The organism is Arthrobacter crystallopoietes, from assembly GCF_002849715.1.
GTDB lineage: Bacteria > Actinomycetota > Actinomycetes > Actinomycetales > Micrococcaceae > Crystallibacter > Crystallibacter crystallopoietes.
The window spans coordinates 4135280-4150980 of the sequence record NZ_CP018863.1 but is presented as its reverse complement, the minus strand read 5'-3'; the positions used below and the strand labels follow the sequence as shown (position 1 = coordinate 4150980).

At 65.0% G+C, this 15701-nt stretch carries 15 protein-coding genes; all 15 read left to right on the top strand.

Annotated elements, in window-relative coordinates; translation table 11 throughout:
- The 15 genes from ruvX (at position 1) to pyrF (ending at position 15654) form a co-directional block, all read left to right on the top strand.
- Complete coding sequence (ruvX, locus tag AC20117_RS19100; protein ID WP_074702248.1) at positions 1-576, top strand: Holliday junction resolvase RuvX; 576 nt, start codon at positions 1-3, stop codon at positions 574-576.
- On the top strand, positions 573-1799 hold the full coding sequence (mltG, locus tag AC20117_RS19095; RefSeq protein WP_074702250.1) for an endolytic transglycosylase MltG: 1227 nt from the start codon (positions 573-575) through the stop codon (positions 1797-1799). The genes ruvX and mltG overlap by 4 nt, the downstream gene beginning before the upstream one ends.
- 26 nt (positions 1800-1825) lie before the next feature.
- Positions 1826-2701, top strand: a complete 876-nt coding sequence (locus tag AC20117_RS19090) for a shikimate dehydrogenase (protein WP_074702251.1) — start codon at positions 1826-1828, stop codon at positions 2699-2701.
- 32 nt (positions 2702-2733) lie between these two features.
- Entirely contained in the window at positions 2734-3933 is a 1200-nt protein-coding gene (gene aroC / locus AC20117_RS19085) for a chorismate synthase (RefSeq protein WP_074702253.1), read from the top strand.
- 17 nt (positions 3934-3950) lie between these two features.
- Entirely contained in the window at positions 3951-4475 is a 525-nt protein-coding gene (locus tag AC20117_RS19080) for a shikimate kinase (RefSeq protein ID WP_236777374.1), read from the top strand.
- A gap of 8 nt (positions 4476-4483) precedes the next feature.
- Positions 4484-5572 carry a 3-dehydroquinate synthase gene (aroB, locus tag AC20117_RS19075; protein ID WP_074703406.1) on the top strand — a complete coding sequence of 363 codons (1089 nt, stop codon included), beginning with the start codon at positions 4484-4486 and terminating at the stop codon, positions 5570-5572.
- A gap of 72 nt (positions 5573-5644) precedes the next feature.
- Positions 5645-6208 (top strand): elongation factor P, encoded by a 564-nt coding sequence (gene efp / locus AC20117_RS19070; RefSeq protein WP_074702254.1) that lies wholly within the window; start codon positions 5645-5647, stop codon positions 6206-6208.
- A complete protein-coding gene (nusB, locus tag AC20117_RS19065) occupies positions 6208-6630 on the top strand; it encodes a transcription antitermination factor NusB (RefSeq protein WP_074702256.1) in 423 nt (140 codons plus the stop codon). Before efp ends, nusB begins: the two co-directional genes overlap by 1 nt.
- A 166-nt stretch (positions 6631-6796) precedes the next feature.
- A complete protein-coding gene (pyrR, locus tag AC20117_RS19060; RefSeq protein ID WP_074702257.1) occupies positions 6797-7390 on the top strand; it encodes a bifunctional pyr operon transcriptional regulator/uracil phosphoribosyltransferase PyrR in 594 nt (197 codons plus the stop codon).
- Entirely contained in the window at positions 7387-8385 is a 999-nt protein-coding gene (locus tag AC20117_RS19055; RefSeq protein ID WP_074702259.1) for an aspartate carbamoyltransferase catalytic subunit, read from the top strand. The genes pyrR and AC20117_RS19055 overlap by 4 nt, the downstream gene beginning before the upstream one ends.
- Positions 8382-9716: a dihydroorotase gene (locus tag AC20117_RS19050; protein WP_074702260.1), complete on the top strand. Its 1335-nt coding sequence runs from the start codon at positions 8382-8384 to the stop codon at positions 9714-9716. Before AC20117_RS19055 ends, AC20117_RS19050 begins: the two co-directional genes overlap by 4 nt.
- A 5-nt stretch (positions 9717-9721) precedes the next feature.
- Positions 9722-10228: a PH-like domain-containing protein gene (locus tag AC20117_RS19045; RefSeq protein ID WP_074702262.1), complete on the top strand. Its 507-nt coding sequence runs from the start codon at positions 9722-9724 to the stop codon at positions 10226-10228.
- An 8-nt stretch (positions 10229-10236) separates the two neighbouring features.
- Positions 10237-11499 (top strand): glutamine-hydrolyzing carbamoyl-phosphate synthase small subunit, encoded by a 1263-nt coding sequence (gene carA, locus AC20117_RS19040; RefSeq protein WP_074702263.1) that lies wholly within the window; start codon positions 10237-10239, stop codon positions 11497-11499.
- Entirely contained in the window at positions 11499-14798 is a 3300-nt protein-coding gene (carB, locus tag AC20117_RS19035; protein ID WP_074702265.1) for a carbamoyl-phosphate synthase large subunit, read from the top strand. The genes carA and carB overlap by 1 nt, the downstream gene beginning before the upstream one ends.
- Positions 14791-15654, top strand: coding sequence for an orotidine-5'-phosphate decarboxylase (gene pyrF, locus AC20117_RS19030; RefSeq protein WP_074702266.1), 864 nt, complete (start codon positions 14791-14793; stop codon positions 15652-15654). The genes carB and pyrF overlap by 8 nt, the downstream gene beginning before the upstream one ends.
- Positions 15655-15701 lie beyond the last annotated feature (47 nt).

The following is a 15701-nucleotide window of genomic DNA, read 5'->3' as shown; positions in this document are numbered from 1 at the left end:
GTGTCCAATGCAGCGGCGCCAGCCGGAACAAAACTCGGGGTCGATGTCGGGCTGGCCCGGGTCGGTCTGGCCGGCTCCGATCCGGGCGGCATCCTGGCGACGCCGATCCGCACTTTGAAGCGTGATGCCAAGAAGAACAGCGACATCCGCGTGCTGGTCAGGGAGGCCACGGAGCGTTCCGCAGTGCAGGTCTTTGTCGGCCTCCCCCGTACCATGAAGGGTGGAGAATCTGCCTCCACGAGGATGGCGCGGGAGTACGCGGACCTGCTGGCACAGGCACTGGCCGATGCCGGCCTCGCGGTTCCAGTGAATCTGATCGACGAACGTTTGACTACAGTATCGGCGCATCGTACTCTTCACAGCGCTGGCATGAGCAGCCGTGAACATCGTAAAGTTGTTGATCAGGTTGCAGCAGTCGAAATACTCCAGCAGGCGCTGGACATGCAACGCGCTCTTGGACGGGACGTGGGGAGTCCTGTGGCCGTTCCGGATTCAGTCCGCAGGGGAGCGGCGGCATTGGAAGAGGAGACGAAAATTCCACACGTACATGACAGCGATGGTGAGAGCAGACGGTGAGCAATACTTATCCGGAGCATCCTCCGTATCCGGAACAACAGCCCGTTGACGAGTTGGCCGATGAGGCCGATCACCTGGCCCATGAGCATGACAATGATCGTGACGTCTTCTACGACGAGACGCCGGTAATCAAGCGCAGCCGCCGCAACAAGATCAAGCGGCAGCGTCGGCGCAGGCGCAACATCATCATGCTGGTGGTCTTCGGCGTCTTCGCAGCAGGCTTGATCGGCGTCGTCTTGTTCCTGCAGAACCTGCTGGGCATGAACGAGCTGAAGGACTATGAAGGTCCCGGTGAAGGCCAGGTCACGTTCACGGTTGAACAGGGCGCCGGTCCTCTTGCCATCGCCGCCTCTCTGGTGGAGCAGGACATTATTGCCTCCACCGATACGTTCGTCGATGAGGTTTCGAACCAGGCCGAGGGCCGGGAGATCCAGCCGGGACAATACCCACTGAAGTACCGCATGCCGGCTGCGGCAGCGGCGTCTGTCTTGCTCGAGGAAAGCAACGAGGGCGTGCATTACGCAGCCATCAACCGGACCTGGCGGCAGGAAGAAGTGTTCAAGGCACTGTCGGAGGGGACGGGGATCCCTGTTGCCGAATTCGCCAAACTGGCCGAGGATCCGCAGGCACTGGGCCTGCCCGAGCAGGCACGGAACCTGGAGGGCTATCTCTTCCCGGCTGAATACCGGTTCCCGCTGGATATCACCGCAGAGGAAATCCTGCGCGAAATGATCGGGAATACGATCGAGCGTCTGGAAGCGGATGGAATTACCGACGTCGACCAACAGTTCCGTGTGCTGACCGTTGCCAGCATTATCGAGGCCGAGGCAGGCGAGGCCGATTACGGCGCGGTTGCCGGTTCCATCGAGAACCGGCTGCAGCCGGACAACACGGAGACGAACGGTCTGATCCAGTCGGACGCCACGGTTACCTATGGGCTGGGTCGCAAGGGCTATGACATCACGCCTGAAGAAAAGGCGGACAAGTCCAACCCGTACAACACCTACGCCCATAAGGGCCTGCCTGTGGGGCCGATCAACTCTCCAGGCGGCCCGGCCATCGATGCCGCGGCCAATCCGGATGACGTGCCCTACTACTACTGGGTAACGGTGAATCTGGATACCGGGGAGACCAAGTTCTCCGAGACGCTGGCCGAGCACAACGCCTACACCAAGGAATATCTGAACTGGTGCAGCGAGCAGGAGGAAGGTCGTTGCAGCTAAGAAATTCCGACCCGCGGTCATCCGCCGTGGCTGAGCCGGCGGCTGCCCGGAGGGCCGCGGTCCTGGGCCATCCGATCAGTCATTCGCGGTCCCCGCTGTTGCACGGGGCCGCGTACCGGCTGCTTGGCTTCGACTGTGCCTATGAGGCCATCGACCTGACCCCGGCGCAGCTGCCGGGATTCATGGCAGCTGTGCGGGAGAGCAGCTGCTGGGCCGGGCTGTCCGTCACGATGCCGCTCAAGGCAGCCATGGTGCCGCTGATGGACGAGACAAGCGAACTCGTCCGCTCCCTGGGTGTTCTCAATACCGTGGTGGTGCGTCGGCAGCCGGACGGAACCGTTCGGTTGGTCGGGCAGAACACCGACGTGGGCGGCATCATTGAGGCGCTGCGCCATGCCGGCGCTACCCCGGGCGGCCACGCGGTCATCCTCGGCGGTGGCGGCACCGCCGCGGCCGCGGCTGCCGCCCTTGCGGGACTCCAGGTGAACAGCCTGAGCGTCTGCCTGCGCGACCCGAATAAGGCCGGTCCGATCCTGGCCGTGGCACGCAACGCAGGGTTGGAGTGCCGGGTGGCGAGCTGGGATGACGTGGTGGCCGAGTTGGCTTCGGCGCGAGTGGTGGTTTCCACCTTGCCCCCGAACGCAGCCGATCCCATCGCGGAAGCGCTGGATGCCTCGGGAGCACGGCTGGACTCCCAGGTGCTGCTGGACGTCACTTACGATCCGTGGCCCAGCCGGATCGCCTCTGTCTGGAATGAGCGTGGAGGCGCAATCGTGCCCGGGTTGGAGATGCTGATCTACCAGGCTGTCGAGCAGGTACGCCTGTTCACGGGTATGGAGCTGGCCGAACCGGAGCAAGTCATAAATGTGATGTGTGACGCTGTGGGCGCGCCCCGGCGTTAAAGCGGTGCCGTGGTCATGGCAGTATTGTTTCCATGCTGCGTTGGTTAACTGCCGGTGAATCCCATGGTCCGGCCCTGGTTGGAATTATTGAAGGCGTCCCTGCCGGAGTGGAGCTCAAGAGCTCCGACATCCAGGCGGCCCTGGCTCGACGCCGGCTCGGCTACGGCCGCGGCGCACGCATGAAGTTTGAGCAAGACGCCGTCACCATCACCGGTGGCGTCCGGCATGGACGTACCCAGGGCGGCCCGGTGGCCATCCAGGTGGGCAACACCGAGTGGCCCAAGTGGGAAAAGATCATGTCTGCGGATCCGGTTGACCCCGTGGAGCTGGCCGAACTGGCCCGCAACGCGCCGCTGACGCGTCCGCGTCCCGGCCACGCGGATTTCACCGGCATGCAGAAATACGGGTTCGATGAAGCCCGTCCTGTCCTGGAACGCGCCAGCGCCCGCGAGACCGCTGCCCGGGTAGCCCTTGGCACCGTGGCCGCCAATTTCCTGAAGGCCCTGGGCATCGAGCTGGTCAGCCACACGGTGTCGATTGCACGGGTTGCCGTTCCCGAGGAAAGTCCGGTACCGCTTCCCTCCGATGTGATTGCGCTGGACGAAGATCCGCTGCGCTGCTTCGACGCCGAGACTTCGCTGGCCATGGTCCAGGAGGTTGACGCCGCCCACAAGGAGGGCGAGACCCTGGGTGGGGTTGTCGAGGTCCTGGCCTACGGCCTGCCGCCGGGGCTGGGCAGCTATGTGCATTGGGACCGCCGCCTCGACGCCCGGCTCGCCGCGGCGCTGATGGGCATTCAGGCGATCAAGGGCGTTGAAGTCGGTGACGGCTTCCAGACCGCCGGCCGCCGGGGTTCGGCTGCCCATGACGAGATCGTCCGCGACTCCAGCGGCACCATCGTGCGTTCGACCAACCGCGCCGGCGGTATCGAGGGCGGCATGAGCATCGGCGATACACTCCGTGTGCGCGCTGCCATGAAACCCATTGCCACCGTCCCCCGCGCCCTGAAGACCATCGATGTCAGCACCGGAGAAGACGCCAAGGCCCATCACCAGCGGTCCGACGTATGCGCCGTTCCGGCAGCAGGCGTAGTCGCCGAGGCCATGGTCGCATTGGTGCTTGCGCAGGCGGTTACGGAGAAGTTCGGCGGCGATTCGGTAGCAGAGACGGCACGTAACATGCGCAGCTTCATTGAGGCTATTCCGGAATCGCTGGATTCGATCGGCAGCTAGTGCCCGACTCCATGGCTATGGCGTTAGACCGCCATCTGGTGCTGATCGGCCCGATGGCATCAGGCAAATCCACGGTGGGCCAGTTGTTTGCAGCCCGTCATGGTCTTCAGTTTGTCGACAGCGACAAGAAAATCGTGGCCAAACACGGCAGCATTCCTTCGATCTTCAGTGCCCAAGGTGAACGCGGCTTCCGTGAAATCGAGGCGCGTGAAGTTGCTGCGCTGCTCACCGCTGCGGGCGATCCCTGCGTGATTTCGCTGGGCGGGGGAGCGATACTCGACACCGGCACCCAGCAGTTGCTGGCCAACTGCCGTGTGGTGTTTCTGGATGCCGACCTGGAGACAGTGCTTCCGCGGATCCGCCGGGACACCGGCCGCCCGCTGCTGGCGGGGGACGCCGCGGCCCGTTGGACCGAGATGGCCGAACGCCGCCGGCCAACGTATCTGAAGCTGGCGGACCTGGTCCTGACCACGCGGAACAAATCACAAGCAGAGCTGGTCGAAGAACTTTCCACACTGCTCAACGAAAGGCAAAACAGTTGACGAACCCGATCAGCGAGCCAAAGGTTATTAAGGTCACCGGCAGCTCCCCGAACGAAAACTACGACGTCGTTGTGGGCAATGGCCTGCTGGATCGGCTGCCCGGCATTCTGGGCGAGCGTGTGCGCCGGGTGCTGGTCATCCATCCGCGCGCGCTTCGTGCCACCGGCGATGCGGTGCGCCAGGATCTGGACGCGGCCGGATTCACCGCGTTGACCGCGGAAATTCCCGACGCCGAAGAGGGCAAGCACATTCAGGTCGCTTCCTTCTGCTGGCAGGTGCTGGGGCAGAACGATTTCACCCGCTCCGACGCCATCGTCACGGTGGGCGGCGGCGCGGTCACCGACGTGGGCGGATTTGTTGCCGCTACCTGGCTGCGTGGCGTGAGGGTGGTCCACATCCCCACGAGCCTGCTTGGCATGGTTGACGCCGCGGTCGGCGGGAAGACCGGCATCAACACGTCCGAAGGCAAGAACTTGGTCGGCGCGTTCCATCCGCCGGCGGCAGTGCTCGCTGACCTGGACGCCTTGGCTACCCTGCCCAAGAACGAGCTGCTCACCGGCATGGCGGAAGTGGTCAAATGTGGTTTCATCGCTGACGCCGCCATTCTTGACCTCATCGAGGCAGCGCCGGAGGCCGTCGCAGACCCCGAATCGGCTGTGGTGCGGGAGCTGGTGGAGCGCTCAATCGCTGTCAAGGCGGAGATAGTCTCCAGTGACCTGAAGGAAGCCGGCCGCCGGGAGTTCCTCAATTACGGCCACACCCTGGGCCATGCCATCGAACTCGCAGAGCGCTACAGTTGGCGTCACGGGGCAGCGGTTTCTGTTGGGCTGACGTTCGCCGCCGAGCTCTCGCGGATGGTAGGCCGCCTGGACGATGAAACAGCGGACCGGCACAAGCGGATCCTCCAGTCCCTGGAGCTGCCGGTCACTTACCGCCGTGACCGCTGGGCGGCGCTGCTGGACGGAATGAAGCGGGACAAGAAGGCCCGCGGAGACCTGCTGCGGTTCGTTGTCCTGGACGCTCTGGAAAAGCCGGCAATCCTCGATGTTCCCGACACTTCGCTGCTCTTCGCCGCGTACCAGGAGATCGCCGAATAGTTGGTCTGCGCTCAGCAGGTAGAATTACCGATGAACTTTCCACACACAAGTTGAATCGACGAAAGAGAAACTGTGGCGACAACCAACGACATTAAGAACGGCACCGTGCTGAAGCTGGACGGCCAGCTGTGGAACGTCATCGAGTTCCAGCACGTCAAGCCGGGCAAGGGCGGCGCCTTCGTTCGCACCAAGATCAAGAATGTTGTCAGCGGCAAGATCCAGGACAAGACCTTCAACGCAGGCCTGAAGATCGAGACCGCTACGGTTGACCGCCGCGACTACACCTACCTGTACAAGGACGGCGACGACTTCGTCTTCATGGACGTGCAGGATTATGACCAGGTCACCGTGCCGGGCCCCGTTGTCGGCGATGACGAGAACTTCCTGCTGGAAAACATCAAGGTCAACATTGCGATGCACGACGGCACGCCGCTGTACATCGAATTGCCGGCCTCCGTGACCATGGAAATCACCTACACCGAGCCGGGCCTGCAGGGCGACCGCTCCACCGGCGGCACCAAGCCGGCGACAGTCGAAACCGGTTACCAGATCCAGGTTCCGCTGTTCTTGGAAACCGGCACCCGGGTCAAGGTCGATACCCGCAGCGGCGATTACCTGGGACGTGTTAACGACTAGTGAGTGCACCCACTTCCGCACGTGGCAAAGCCCGCCGCCGCGCCGTCGATGTTCTGTTTGAAGCGGAGCAGCGCTCCGTTTCGGCGTTCGACGCGCTTCGCGACCGCCGCGAAAAAACGGATCAGGTCATCAACCCTTACACGGTGGACATCGTGGAGGGTGTCGTAGCCATGCAGGGCCAGATCGACGAGTTCCTGACCACCTACTCCCAAGGCTGGGCGCTGGAACGGATGCCCAGCGTGGACCGCATTATCCTGCGGGTGGGCGCCTGGGAGCTGCTGTACAACGATGATATTCCGGACGGGGTGGCAGTCAGCGAGGCAGTCGAACTGGCCAAGACGCTCTCAACGGATGAATCGCCGTCGTTCGTTAACGGTCTTCTCGGTCGGCTGCAGCAACTGAAGCCGACCCTGCTGGCGTGATCGGCGGCAGCTGCCGGCAGTCCTGATCCAGCTTCGAAGGTGGTCCCCGTGATGGGGGCCACCTTCGGGTGTTTTTGGGCTGTCCGCCCCCGGCCCTGTGATAGTTTTGACTACGCAACCAGCCTTTAAATCCGTCCTGTGAGGCGGGGAAGGAGGAGGCAACAATATGAGCACGTCAGCCGCGGCGCCATCGCCGCAAGCAGCCCGTGTAGTTCTTGCCGAAGCGGACATCGACCGCGCCCTCACTCGTATAGCCCATGAGATTCTCGAGGCGAACAAGGGATCCAAGGATCTTGTTCTGCTGGGCATTCCGCGCCGCGGTTATCCGCTGGCCCGACGCCTTGCCGCCAAGATTGCGGCCACCGATCCCGGTGTGAAAGCCGAGGACATTGCCGGCCAGCTGGACGTCACAATGTTCCGTGATGATCTCAAGCGCCAGCCGACCAGGGCTCCGCTGCCCACCCAGCTTCCCGCTACCGGCATCGACGATAAAGTCGTGGTGCTCGTCGACGATGTGCTCTATTCGGGCCGGACCATCCGCGCCGCCCTCGACGCGCTCGTCGACCTGGGCCGCCCTCGCATCGTCCGCCTCGCGGTCCTGGTGGACCGCGGCCACCGCGAACTGCCCATCCGCGCGGACCACGTGGGTAAAAACCTGCCGACGTCTTCGGCCGAAAAGGTGCGGGTGCATCTGGCCGAGACGGACACCGTGGACGGCCGGCCTGTCAACGAAGTAGTGATCGAGGACCGCACCGCATGAGGCATTTGCTCTCGACCGAAGACCTCGGCAAGGACGACGCCGTACGGATTCTGGATACCGCCGAAGAAATGGCCGCCGTGTCCGACCGCGAGGTCAAGAAACTTCCCGTCCTGCGCGGCCGTACCGTAGTCAACCTCTTCTTCGAGGACTCGACGCGTACGCGGATCTCCTTCGAGGCGGCCGCCAAACGGCTGTCGGCGGACGTGATCAACTTCGCCGCCAAGGGCTCCTCCGTGTCCAAGGGCGAGTCGCTCAAGGACACCGCGCAGACGCTCGAAGCGATGGGGGCCGACGCCGTCGTTATCCGGCACTGGGCCTCCGGCGCACCGGCAAGGCTGGCGGCATCGGGCTGGATCGACTCTGCCGTGGTCAACGCGGGCGACGGCACGCACGAACATCCCACCCAGGCGCTGCTGGACGCGTTCACTATGCGCCGCAACTGGGCGCGCATCAACGGAACGGCCTCCCTCGGCACGGATTTGTCCGGCATGAAGGTGGCCATCGTCGGCGATGTGCTGCACTCCCGGGTGGCGCGGTCCAACCTCTGGCTGCTGCGCACCCTGGGGGCCGATGTCACGATGGTCGCTCCGCCCACGTTGCTTCCAGTAGGCGTCGCGAAGTGGCCCTGCACCGTCAGCTACGACCTGGACGAGACCCTGGCAACCGGCCCGGACGCCGTCATGATGCTGCGGCTTCAGGGCGAACGCATGAACGCCGCGTTCTTCCCGTCCACCCGGGAATACTCGCGGCGCTGGGGATTCGACGACAGCCGGCTCAAAGCGCTGGATTCCCACGGACTCAAGGGCACGATCATCATGCACCCGGGTCCGATGAACCGCGGACTGGAAATATCCGCAGCCGCAGCGGACTCGCCCCGCTCCACGGTCCTGCAGCAGGTTCGCAACGGCGTCTCAGTACGCATGGCCACCCTCTATCTGCTCCTCTCCGGCGAGACCCACACCGCACCCGCAACTATCCAGGAGGCCCAGCGATGACCGCTACAGCACCACATGAAGCTACGGCCTTTCTGGTCAAGGGAGCCGCAATCGGCAGCGGAGCCGCGACCGACCTGCTGATCCGCAACGGGGTCATCACCGAAACCGGCACCGGGCTCAGCGCCGCCGGTGCCACCGTGATCGACGCCGAAGGCCTCGTGGCTGTGCCGGGCATGGTGGACCTGCACACCCACCTGCGCGAACCCGGACGTGAGGACGCCGAGACCGTGGAGACCGGCAGTCGCGCCGCGGCCCTTGGTGGTTTCACCGCCGTCCACGCGATGGCGAACAGCTCGCCCGTAGCGGACACTGCCGGCGTCGTCGAGCAGGTCTACACCCTGGGCCGCAAGGCCGGCTGGACAGATGTCCGTCCGGTCGGAGCCGTGACCATCGGACTGGCCGGTGAACGGCTGGCCGAACTCGGGGCGATGGCCGATTCGCGCGCCCGCGTCCGGGTCTTCTCCGACGACGGCATCTGTGTCCACGATCCGGTACTGATGCGCCGGGCGCTGGAATACGTCAAGGCGTTCGACGGCGTTATCGCCCAGCACGCCCAGGAACCCCGGCTGACGGACGGGGCCCAGATGAACGAGGGCGATGTCTCTGCCGTGCTCGGCATGACCGGCTGGCCCGCCGTCGCCGAGGAAAGCATCATTGCCCGCGATGTGCTCCTGGCCCAGCACGTGGACTCCCGGCTGCACGTCTGCCACGTCTCCACCGCCGGTTCCGTCGAGATCATCCGTTGGGCGAAGCAGCGCGGCATCAAGGTTACGGCCGAGGTCACCCCGCACCACCTGTGGCTCACGGACGAACTGGTCCGCAGCTACGACCCGGTCTACAAGGTGAACCCGCCGCTGCGCACCGATGAAGACGTGCAGGCCTTGCGGGCGGGACTGGCCGACGGGACCATCGACATCATCGGCACCGACCACGCCCCGCATCCCAGCGAGGCCAAGGAATGCGAGTGGGCGCAGGCCGCGATGGGCATGACCGGTCTTGAGACCGCGCTGTCCGTGGTCCAGCACACCATGATCGAGTCGGGCCTGATCGGCTGGGACGACTTCGCCCGGATTACCTCCCTGGTGCCGGCACGGATCGGCCGGCTGCAGGACCAGGGCCAGCCGCTGGAAGCCGGCTCTGCAGCCAACATCACGCTGATCGACCCGGCGGCACGCTGGACGGTTGAGCCGAACAAGATGGCGACCATGGGACGCAACTCGCCGTTCGCCGGCCGGGAGCTGCCGGGCCGCGTGGTGGCGACCTTTTACCAGGGCCACCCCACCGTTCTGGACGGGAGCCTCAACACCCCGCGGACCGCAGAGGGGGAGTAGCGTCAGTGGAATACCTTGGCCCCGGGCTCCTCACACTGAGCCTGATCATCGTCCTGCTGGCGCTGGTTTTTGTTGGCTGGCGCAGCAGGCTCAAGCGGCAGCAGGACATCGCCCCGCTGCCCGAAATTCCGGACGACGTCGATAATCCTTGCGCGGCGTATGACGGGCAGTACGTCGTGACCACGACGGCGGGGGACTGGCTGGACCGCCTCGCGGTCCATGGCCTGGGAATCCGCTCCGGCGCCCTGCTGCGCCTCTACGACCACGGACTGCTGTTCGAACGACGCGGTGCCACGGATGTCTACATTCCGGCCGGAAGCATCAGGGCCGTACGGTCCGAAAGCGGGATGATCGGGAAGTTCGTGGAGAAAGACGGACTGGCCGTGATCACCTGGAACCTGGGCGGCAAGGACGTGGACACCGCGTTCCGCAACCGCCACGCCGAGGAGAAAAAGCCGCTCCTGGCCCACCTGAACTCTTACCTACCTACTGCTGCACCTGACGAAGACTAGGAACTACAGTGACAGATCATCAAACAACTTCCTCGAATGCAGCTCTGCTGGTTCTTGAAGACGGCCGCACCTTCCGTGGACGCAGCTACGGTGCCCAGGGTACAGCGTTGGGAGAGGCGGTTTTCGCCACCGGCATGACCGGTTACCAGGAAACCATCACGGACCCGTCCTACGCCCGCCAGCTGGTGGTGCAGACCGCTCCGCACATCGGGAACACCGGCGTCAACCGCGAGGACGCGGAGTCCCGCAGGATCTGGGTTGCCGGCTACATTGTCCGCGACGCCGCCCGCAGGCCGTCCAACTGGCGCTCCGAGCGCAGTCTGGACGAGGAACTGATCGAACAGGGCATCGTCGGCATCCAGGGCGTCGACACCCGGGCCATCACGCGGCACCTGCGCGAACGCGGCGCCATGAAGGCCGGAATCTTCTCCGGCCAGGAAGCCGCCCGGCCCATGCCGGAACTGCTGGCCGAGGTCAACGGACAGGCTCCGATGGAAGGTGCCCGGCTGGCCGAGGAGGTCAGCATCGACGCTGCCTATGTGGTTGAGCCGGCAGACCACGGCTGGGAGGGCGAACCGCGCTTCAGCATCGCCGCACTGGACCTGGGCATCAAATCCATGACTCCGCAGCGTTTCGCCGAACGCGGCGTCCGGGTCCACGTGCTGCCCGCCACCGCGACCTTGGCAGACATCCAGGCAGTGGATCCCGACGGCGTGTTCATGTCCAATGGCCCCGGCGACCCTGCCACCGCTGACACCCAGGTGGGCATGCTGCGGGATGTCCTGGACGCCCGTATGCCGTTTTTCGGCATCTGCTTCGGCAACCAGATACTGGGCCGGGCCCTGGGCTTCGGCACCTACAAACTGCGCTACGGCCACCGCGGCATCAACCAGCCGGTAATGGACCGCCGCACCGGAAAAGTGGAGATCACCTCCCAGAACCACGGTTTCGCCGTCGACGCTCCCACCGATGGGGTCACCCGGGCGCCGGAAGAGCGTTTCGGCCGGGTCGAGGTCAGCCACGTCAGCCTGAACGACGACGTCGTCGAGGGCCTGGCCTGCCTGGACATCCCTGCCTTCTCGGTCCAGTACCACCCCGAAGCCGCGGCCGGCCCGCACGACTCGGCCTACCTCTTCGACCGCTTCATTGATCTGATGGCGGACGAAAAGAAGAATCCCGGCACTACGGATGCTGCCGACGTCTCCAAAGCAACCATTGCAGACACCGATACGACTGTCGCCGTCGCCAGCGACGCCAAGGAAGAAAACTAATGCCTAAGAGAACAGACCTCAAAAGCGTCCTGGTTATCGGCTCCGGCCCCATTGTCATCGGACAGGCCGCCGAATTCGACTACTCCGGCACGCAGGCCCTGCGGGTACTCAAGGAGGAAGGCCTGCGGGTCATCCTGGTGAACTCCAACCCGGCCACGATCATGACGGACCCCGAGTTCGCCGACGCCACCTACGTCGAGCCGATCACTCCCGAGGTTGTGGAGAAGATCATCGCCAAGGAGCGCCCGGATGCCGTGCTGCCGACCCTGGGCGGCCAGACCGCGCTGAACACGGCCATCGCGCTGGACAAGAACGGCGTCCTGGACAAGTACAACGTCGAACTCATCGGTGCCAACATCGAAGCCATCGAACTCGGCGAGGACCGCGAAAAGTTCAAGGGCGTCGTCGAACGCTGCGGCGCCGAGTCAGCCAAGTCCATCATCGTGCACTCCATGGACGAAGCCTTCAAGGCAGCCGATGAGCTGGGCTATCCGATGGTGGTCCGGCCGTCCTTCACCATGGGTGGTCTCGGTTCCGGCATGGCCTACAACGCGGAGGACCTGCGCCGCATTGCCGGTGCCGGCATCCAGTACAGCCCCACCAGCGAGGTCCTGCTCGAAGAGAGCATCCTGGGCTGGAAGGAATACGAGCTCGAGATGATGCGGGACAAGAACGACAACGTGGTTGTCGTCTGCTCCATCGAGAACTTCGATCCGGTCGGCGTGCACACCGGGGACTCCATCACCGTGGCCCCCGCGTTGACTCTGACGGACCGCGAATACCAGCGGCTGCGCGACATCTCGATTGCCGTGATCCGCGAGGTCGGCGTCGATACCGGCGGCTGCAACATCCAGTTCGCGATCGAGCCGGATACCGGCCGCGTCGTCGTTATCGAGATGAACCCGCGCGTTTCGCGCTCCTCGGCGCTGGCGTCGAAGGCAACCGGCTTCGCGATCGCCAAGATCGCCACCAAGCTCTCCCTGGGCTACACGCTGGACGAAATTCCCAACGACATCACCCAGAAGACGCCGGCTTCGTTCGAGCCGACGCTGGACTACGTTGTGGTCAAGGTCCCGCGTTTTGCCTTCGAGAAGTTCCCCGCGGCCGATCCGACGCTGACCACCACCATGAAGTCCGTCGGCGAGGCCATGGCGTTGGGCCGGAACTTCACCGAAGCGCTGCAGAAGGCTCTGCGTTCCCTGGAGCAGAAGGACGCGCAGCTGACCTTCGATCCGGTCAATGACTTCGAGGTTCCGGAACTGCTGGAAAAGGCCAAAACCGGCACGACCGAGCGGCTGTCGCAGGTCCAGCGCGCCCTGCTGGGCGGCGCCACCGTGGAACAGCTGTACGAAGCCACCGGCATCGACCCGTGGTTCCTGGACCAGCTGCAGCTGATCAACGAGATCGCCGCCGAGATCCGCAACGCGCCGGCCCTGACCGAGGAGATCCTGCGCCTCGCCAAGCGGCACGGCTTCTCGGACGAGCAGATCGGCAAGCTGACCAACACCGCCGAGGCGGTAGTGCGCGGCGTGCGGCACGCCCTGGGCATCCGCCCGGTGTTCAAGACCGTGGACACCTGCGCAGCGGAATTTGCCGCCTACACGCCGTACCACTACTCCTCCTACGACGAGGAGGACGAGGTCGAGCTGCACGCCAAGCCGTCCGTGATCATCCTCGGCTCGGGCCCGAACCGGATCGGCCAGGGCATCGAGTTCGACTACAGCTGCGTGCATGCGACCATGGCTCTGCGCAACGCCGGCTACGAGACGGTCATGATCAACTGCAACCCGGAAACGGTCTCCACGGACTACGACATCTCCAACCGTCTCTACTTCGAGCCGCTGACGCTCGAAGACGTGCTGGAGGTCATTGCGGCCGAAGAGCGCACCGGCGGTGTAATGGGCGTCTTCGTCCAGCTCGGCGGCCAGACGCCGCTCAAGCTGGCGCAGGCGCTGGCCGATGCGGGCATCCCCATCCTGGGCACGTCGCCCGAAGCGATCGACCTGGCCGAGCACCGCGGTGCCTTCCAGCGGGTGCTCGACGCGGCCGGTCTGGTAGCCCCGAAGAACGGGACCGCAGTCTCCTTCGAGGAAGCCAAGAAGATCGCCGACGAAATCGGCTATCCGGTGCTGGTCCGCCCGTCCTACGTATTGGGCGGCCGCGGCATGGAGATTGTCTACGACGAGCCCAACCTCTCGCGCTACATCGCCAACGCCACGGAAATTACCCCGGACCACCCGGTCCTGGTAGACCGTTTCCTCGAAGACGCCATTGAGATCGACGTCGACGCGCTGTACGACGGCAAGGACATGTACCTGGGCGGAATCATGGAGCACATCGAGGAAGCCGGCATCCACTCCGGCGACTCGGCCTGCGTGCTGCCGCCGATCACGCTCGGCACCTCCGTTATCGAACGGGTCCGCGAGGCTACCTTCGCGATCGCCCAGGGTGTCGGCGTGCGCGGCCTGATCAACATCCAGTTCGCCCTCGCCTCGGACGTGCTGTATGTCATCGAGGCAAATCCGCGTGCCTCCCGCACCGTGCCGTTCGTGTCCAAGGCCACCGGCGTCCAGCTGGCCAAGGCCGCCGCGCTGATCGGCACCGGCGTGACTATCCACCAGCTGCGCACCGCTTACAAGATGCTGCCGGAGACGGGGGACGGCTCCACCCTGCCGCTGGATGCACCGGTGGCCGTGAAGGAAGCCGTGCTGCCCTTCAACCGCTTCCGCACTCCCGAGGGCACGGTTGTGGACTCGCTGCTCGGCCCGGAAATGCGTTCCACGGGCGAAGTGATGGGTATCGACAAGTACTTCGACACTGCCTTCGCCAAGTCCCAGGCCGCCGCCAACAGTGCCCTGCCCACGTCCGGCAAGGTGTTCGTTTCCGTGGCCAACCGGGACAAGCGTTCCATCATCATGCCGGTGAAGCTGCTGGTAGATCTGGGCTTCGAAATCCTCTCCACGGGAGGTACCGCCGAAGTGCTGCGGCGCAACGGCATCCAGTCCACCACCGTGCGCAAGGTCGCCGAAGGCCGCGGCCCCGACGGCGAAGGCACCATTGTGGATCTGATTACCGAAGGTGCCATCGGCCTGATCCTGAACACCCCCTCGGGCGGACAGGCACGCGGCGACGGCTACGAGATCCGCGCCGCCGCAACCTCCGTAGGCACCCCGGTCATCACCACCGTGTCCGAATTCGGCGCGGCGATCCAGGCCATCGAAGCCATGCGCCAGTACGAGTGGGACGTCACCAGCCTGCAGGAGCACGCCCTGAAGCTGAAGGCCGCCGTCGATGCCTGACGCCGCCGCTGCCGGATCTGCCGCGTCCTTCGGGACGCGGCTGCGGTCCGCCATGCAGAAACACGGACAGCTGTGCGTGGGCATCGATCCGCATCCGGCCTTGCTGGAATCCTGGGGATTGAACGACGACGCCGATGGGCTGGAACGCTTTTCCCTCACCGTGCTGGAGGCGGTGGGGGAGGGCGTTGCCGCGCTCAAGCCGCAGGTGGCGCTCTTCGAGCGCCACGGTTCGCGCGGCCTTGCGGCCCTTGAGAAGCTTCTCGCCGCCGCAGCGGCGGCCGAGGTGCTGACTATTGCCGACGCTAAACGCGGCGATATCGGCTCGACCATGGCCGCGTACGCCCACGCTTGGCTTGCGGACGGCTCGCCGCTTGCCGCGGACGCCGTGACGCTGAGCCCGTACCTGGGCTACGAGTCGTTGCGGCCGGCCCTTGATCTGGCTGCCGGGACGGGGCGCGGCGTGTTCGTGCTGGCCCTGACGTCGAATCCCGAAGGTGCCAGCGTCCAGCATGCCGGCGGCGCGGATTCCGTTGCCCGCCGGATTGTGGAGGCCGCGTCAGCTGACAATGCGGCCGCGGACCGCGACGGCACGCTGGGGTCCGTCGGCCTCGTAGTGGGTGCCACGGTTGCCGACGCGCCTGCGCAGCTGGGCCTGGATCTGGCCGCGCTCAACGGACCGGTCCTGGCGCCCGGTCTCGGTGCCCAGGGTGCCACCGGCGCGGACCTGCGCCGCACCTTCGGCCGGGCCTACGGCAATGTGCTGGCGACTTCGAGCCGGGAAATCCTCAGGGCCGGACCGGACCCGCAGGGCCTGCGTTCGGCGGTCGAGAGCACGCTGGAAATGCTGGCGGACTGAGCTCTACAGGGATCGGGCTCCGGGGAGGATTGATTTTCCCGGGCGCT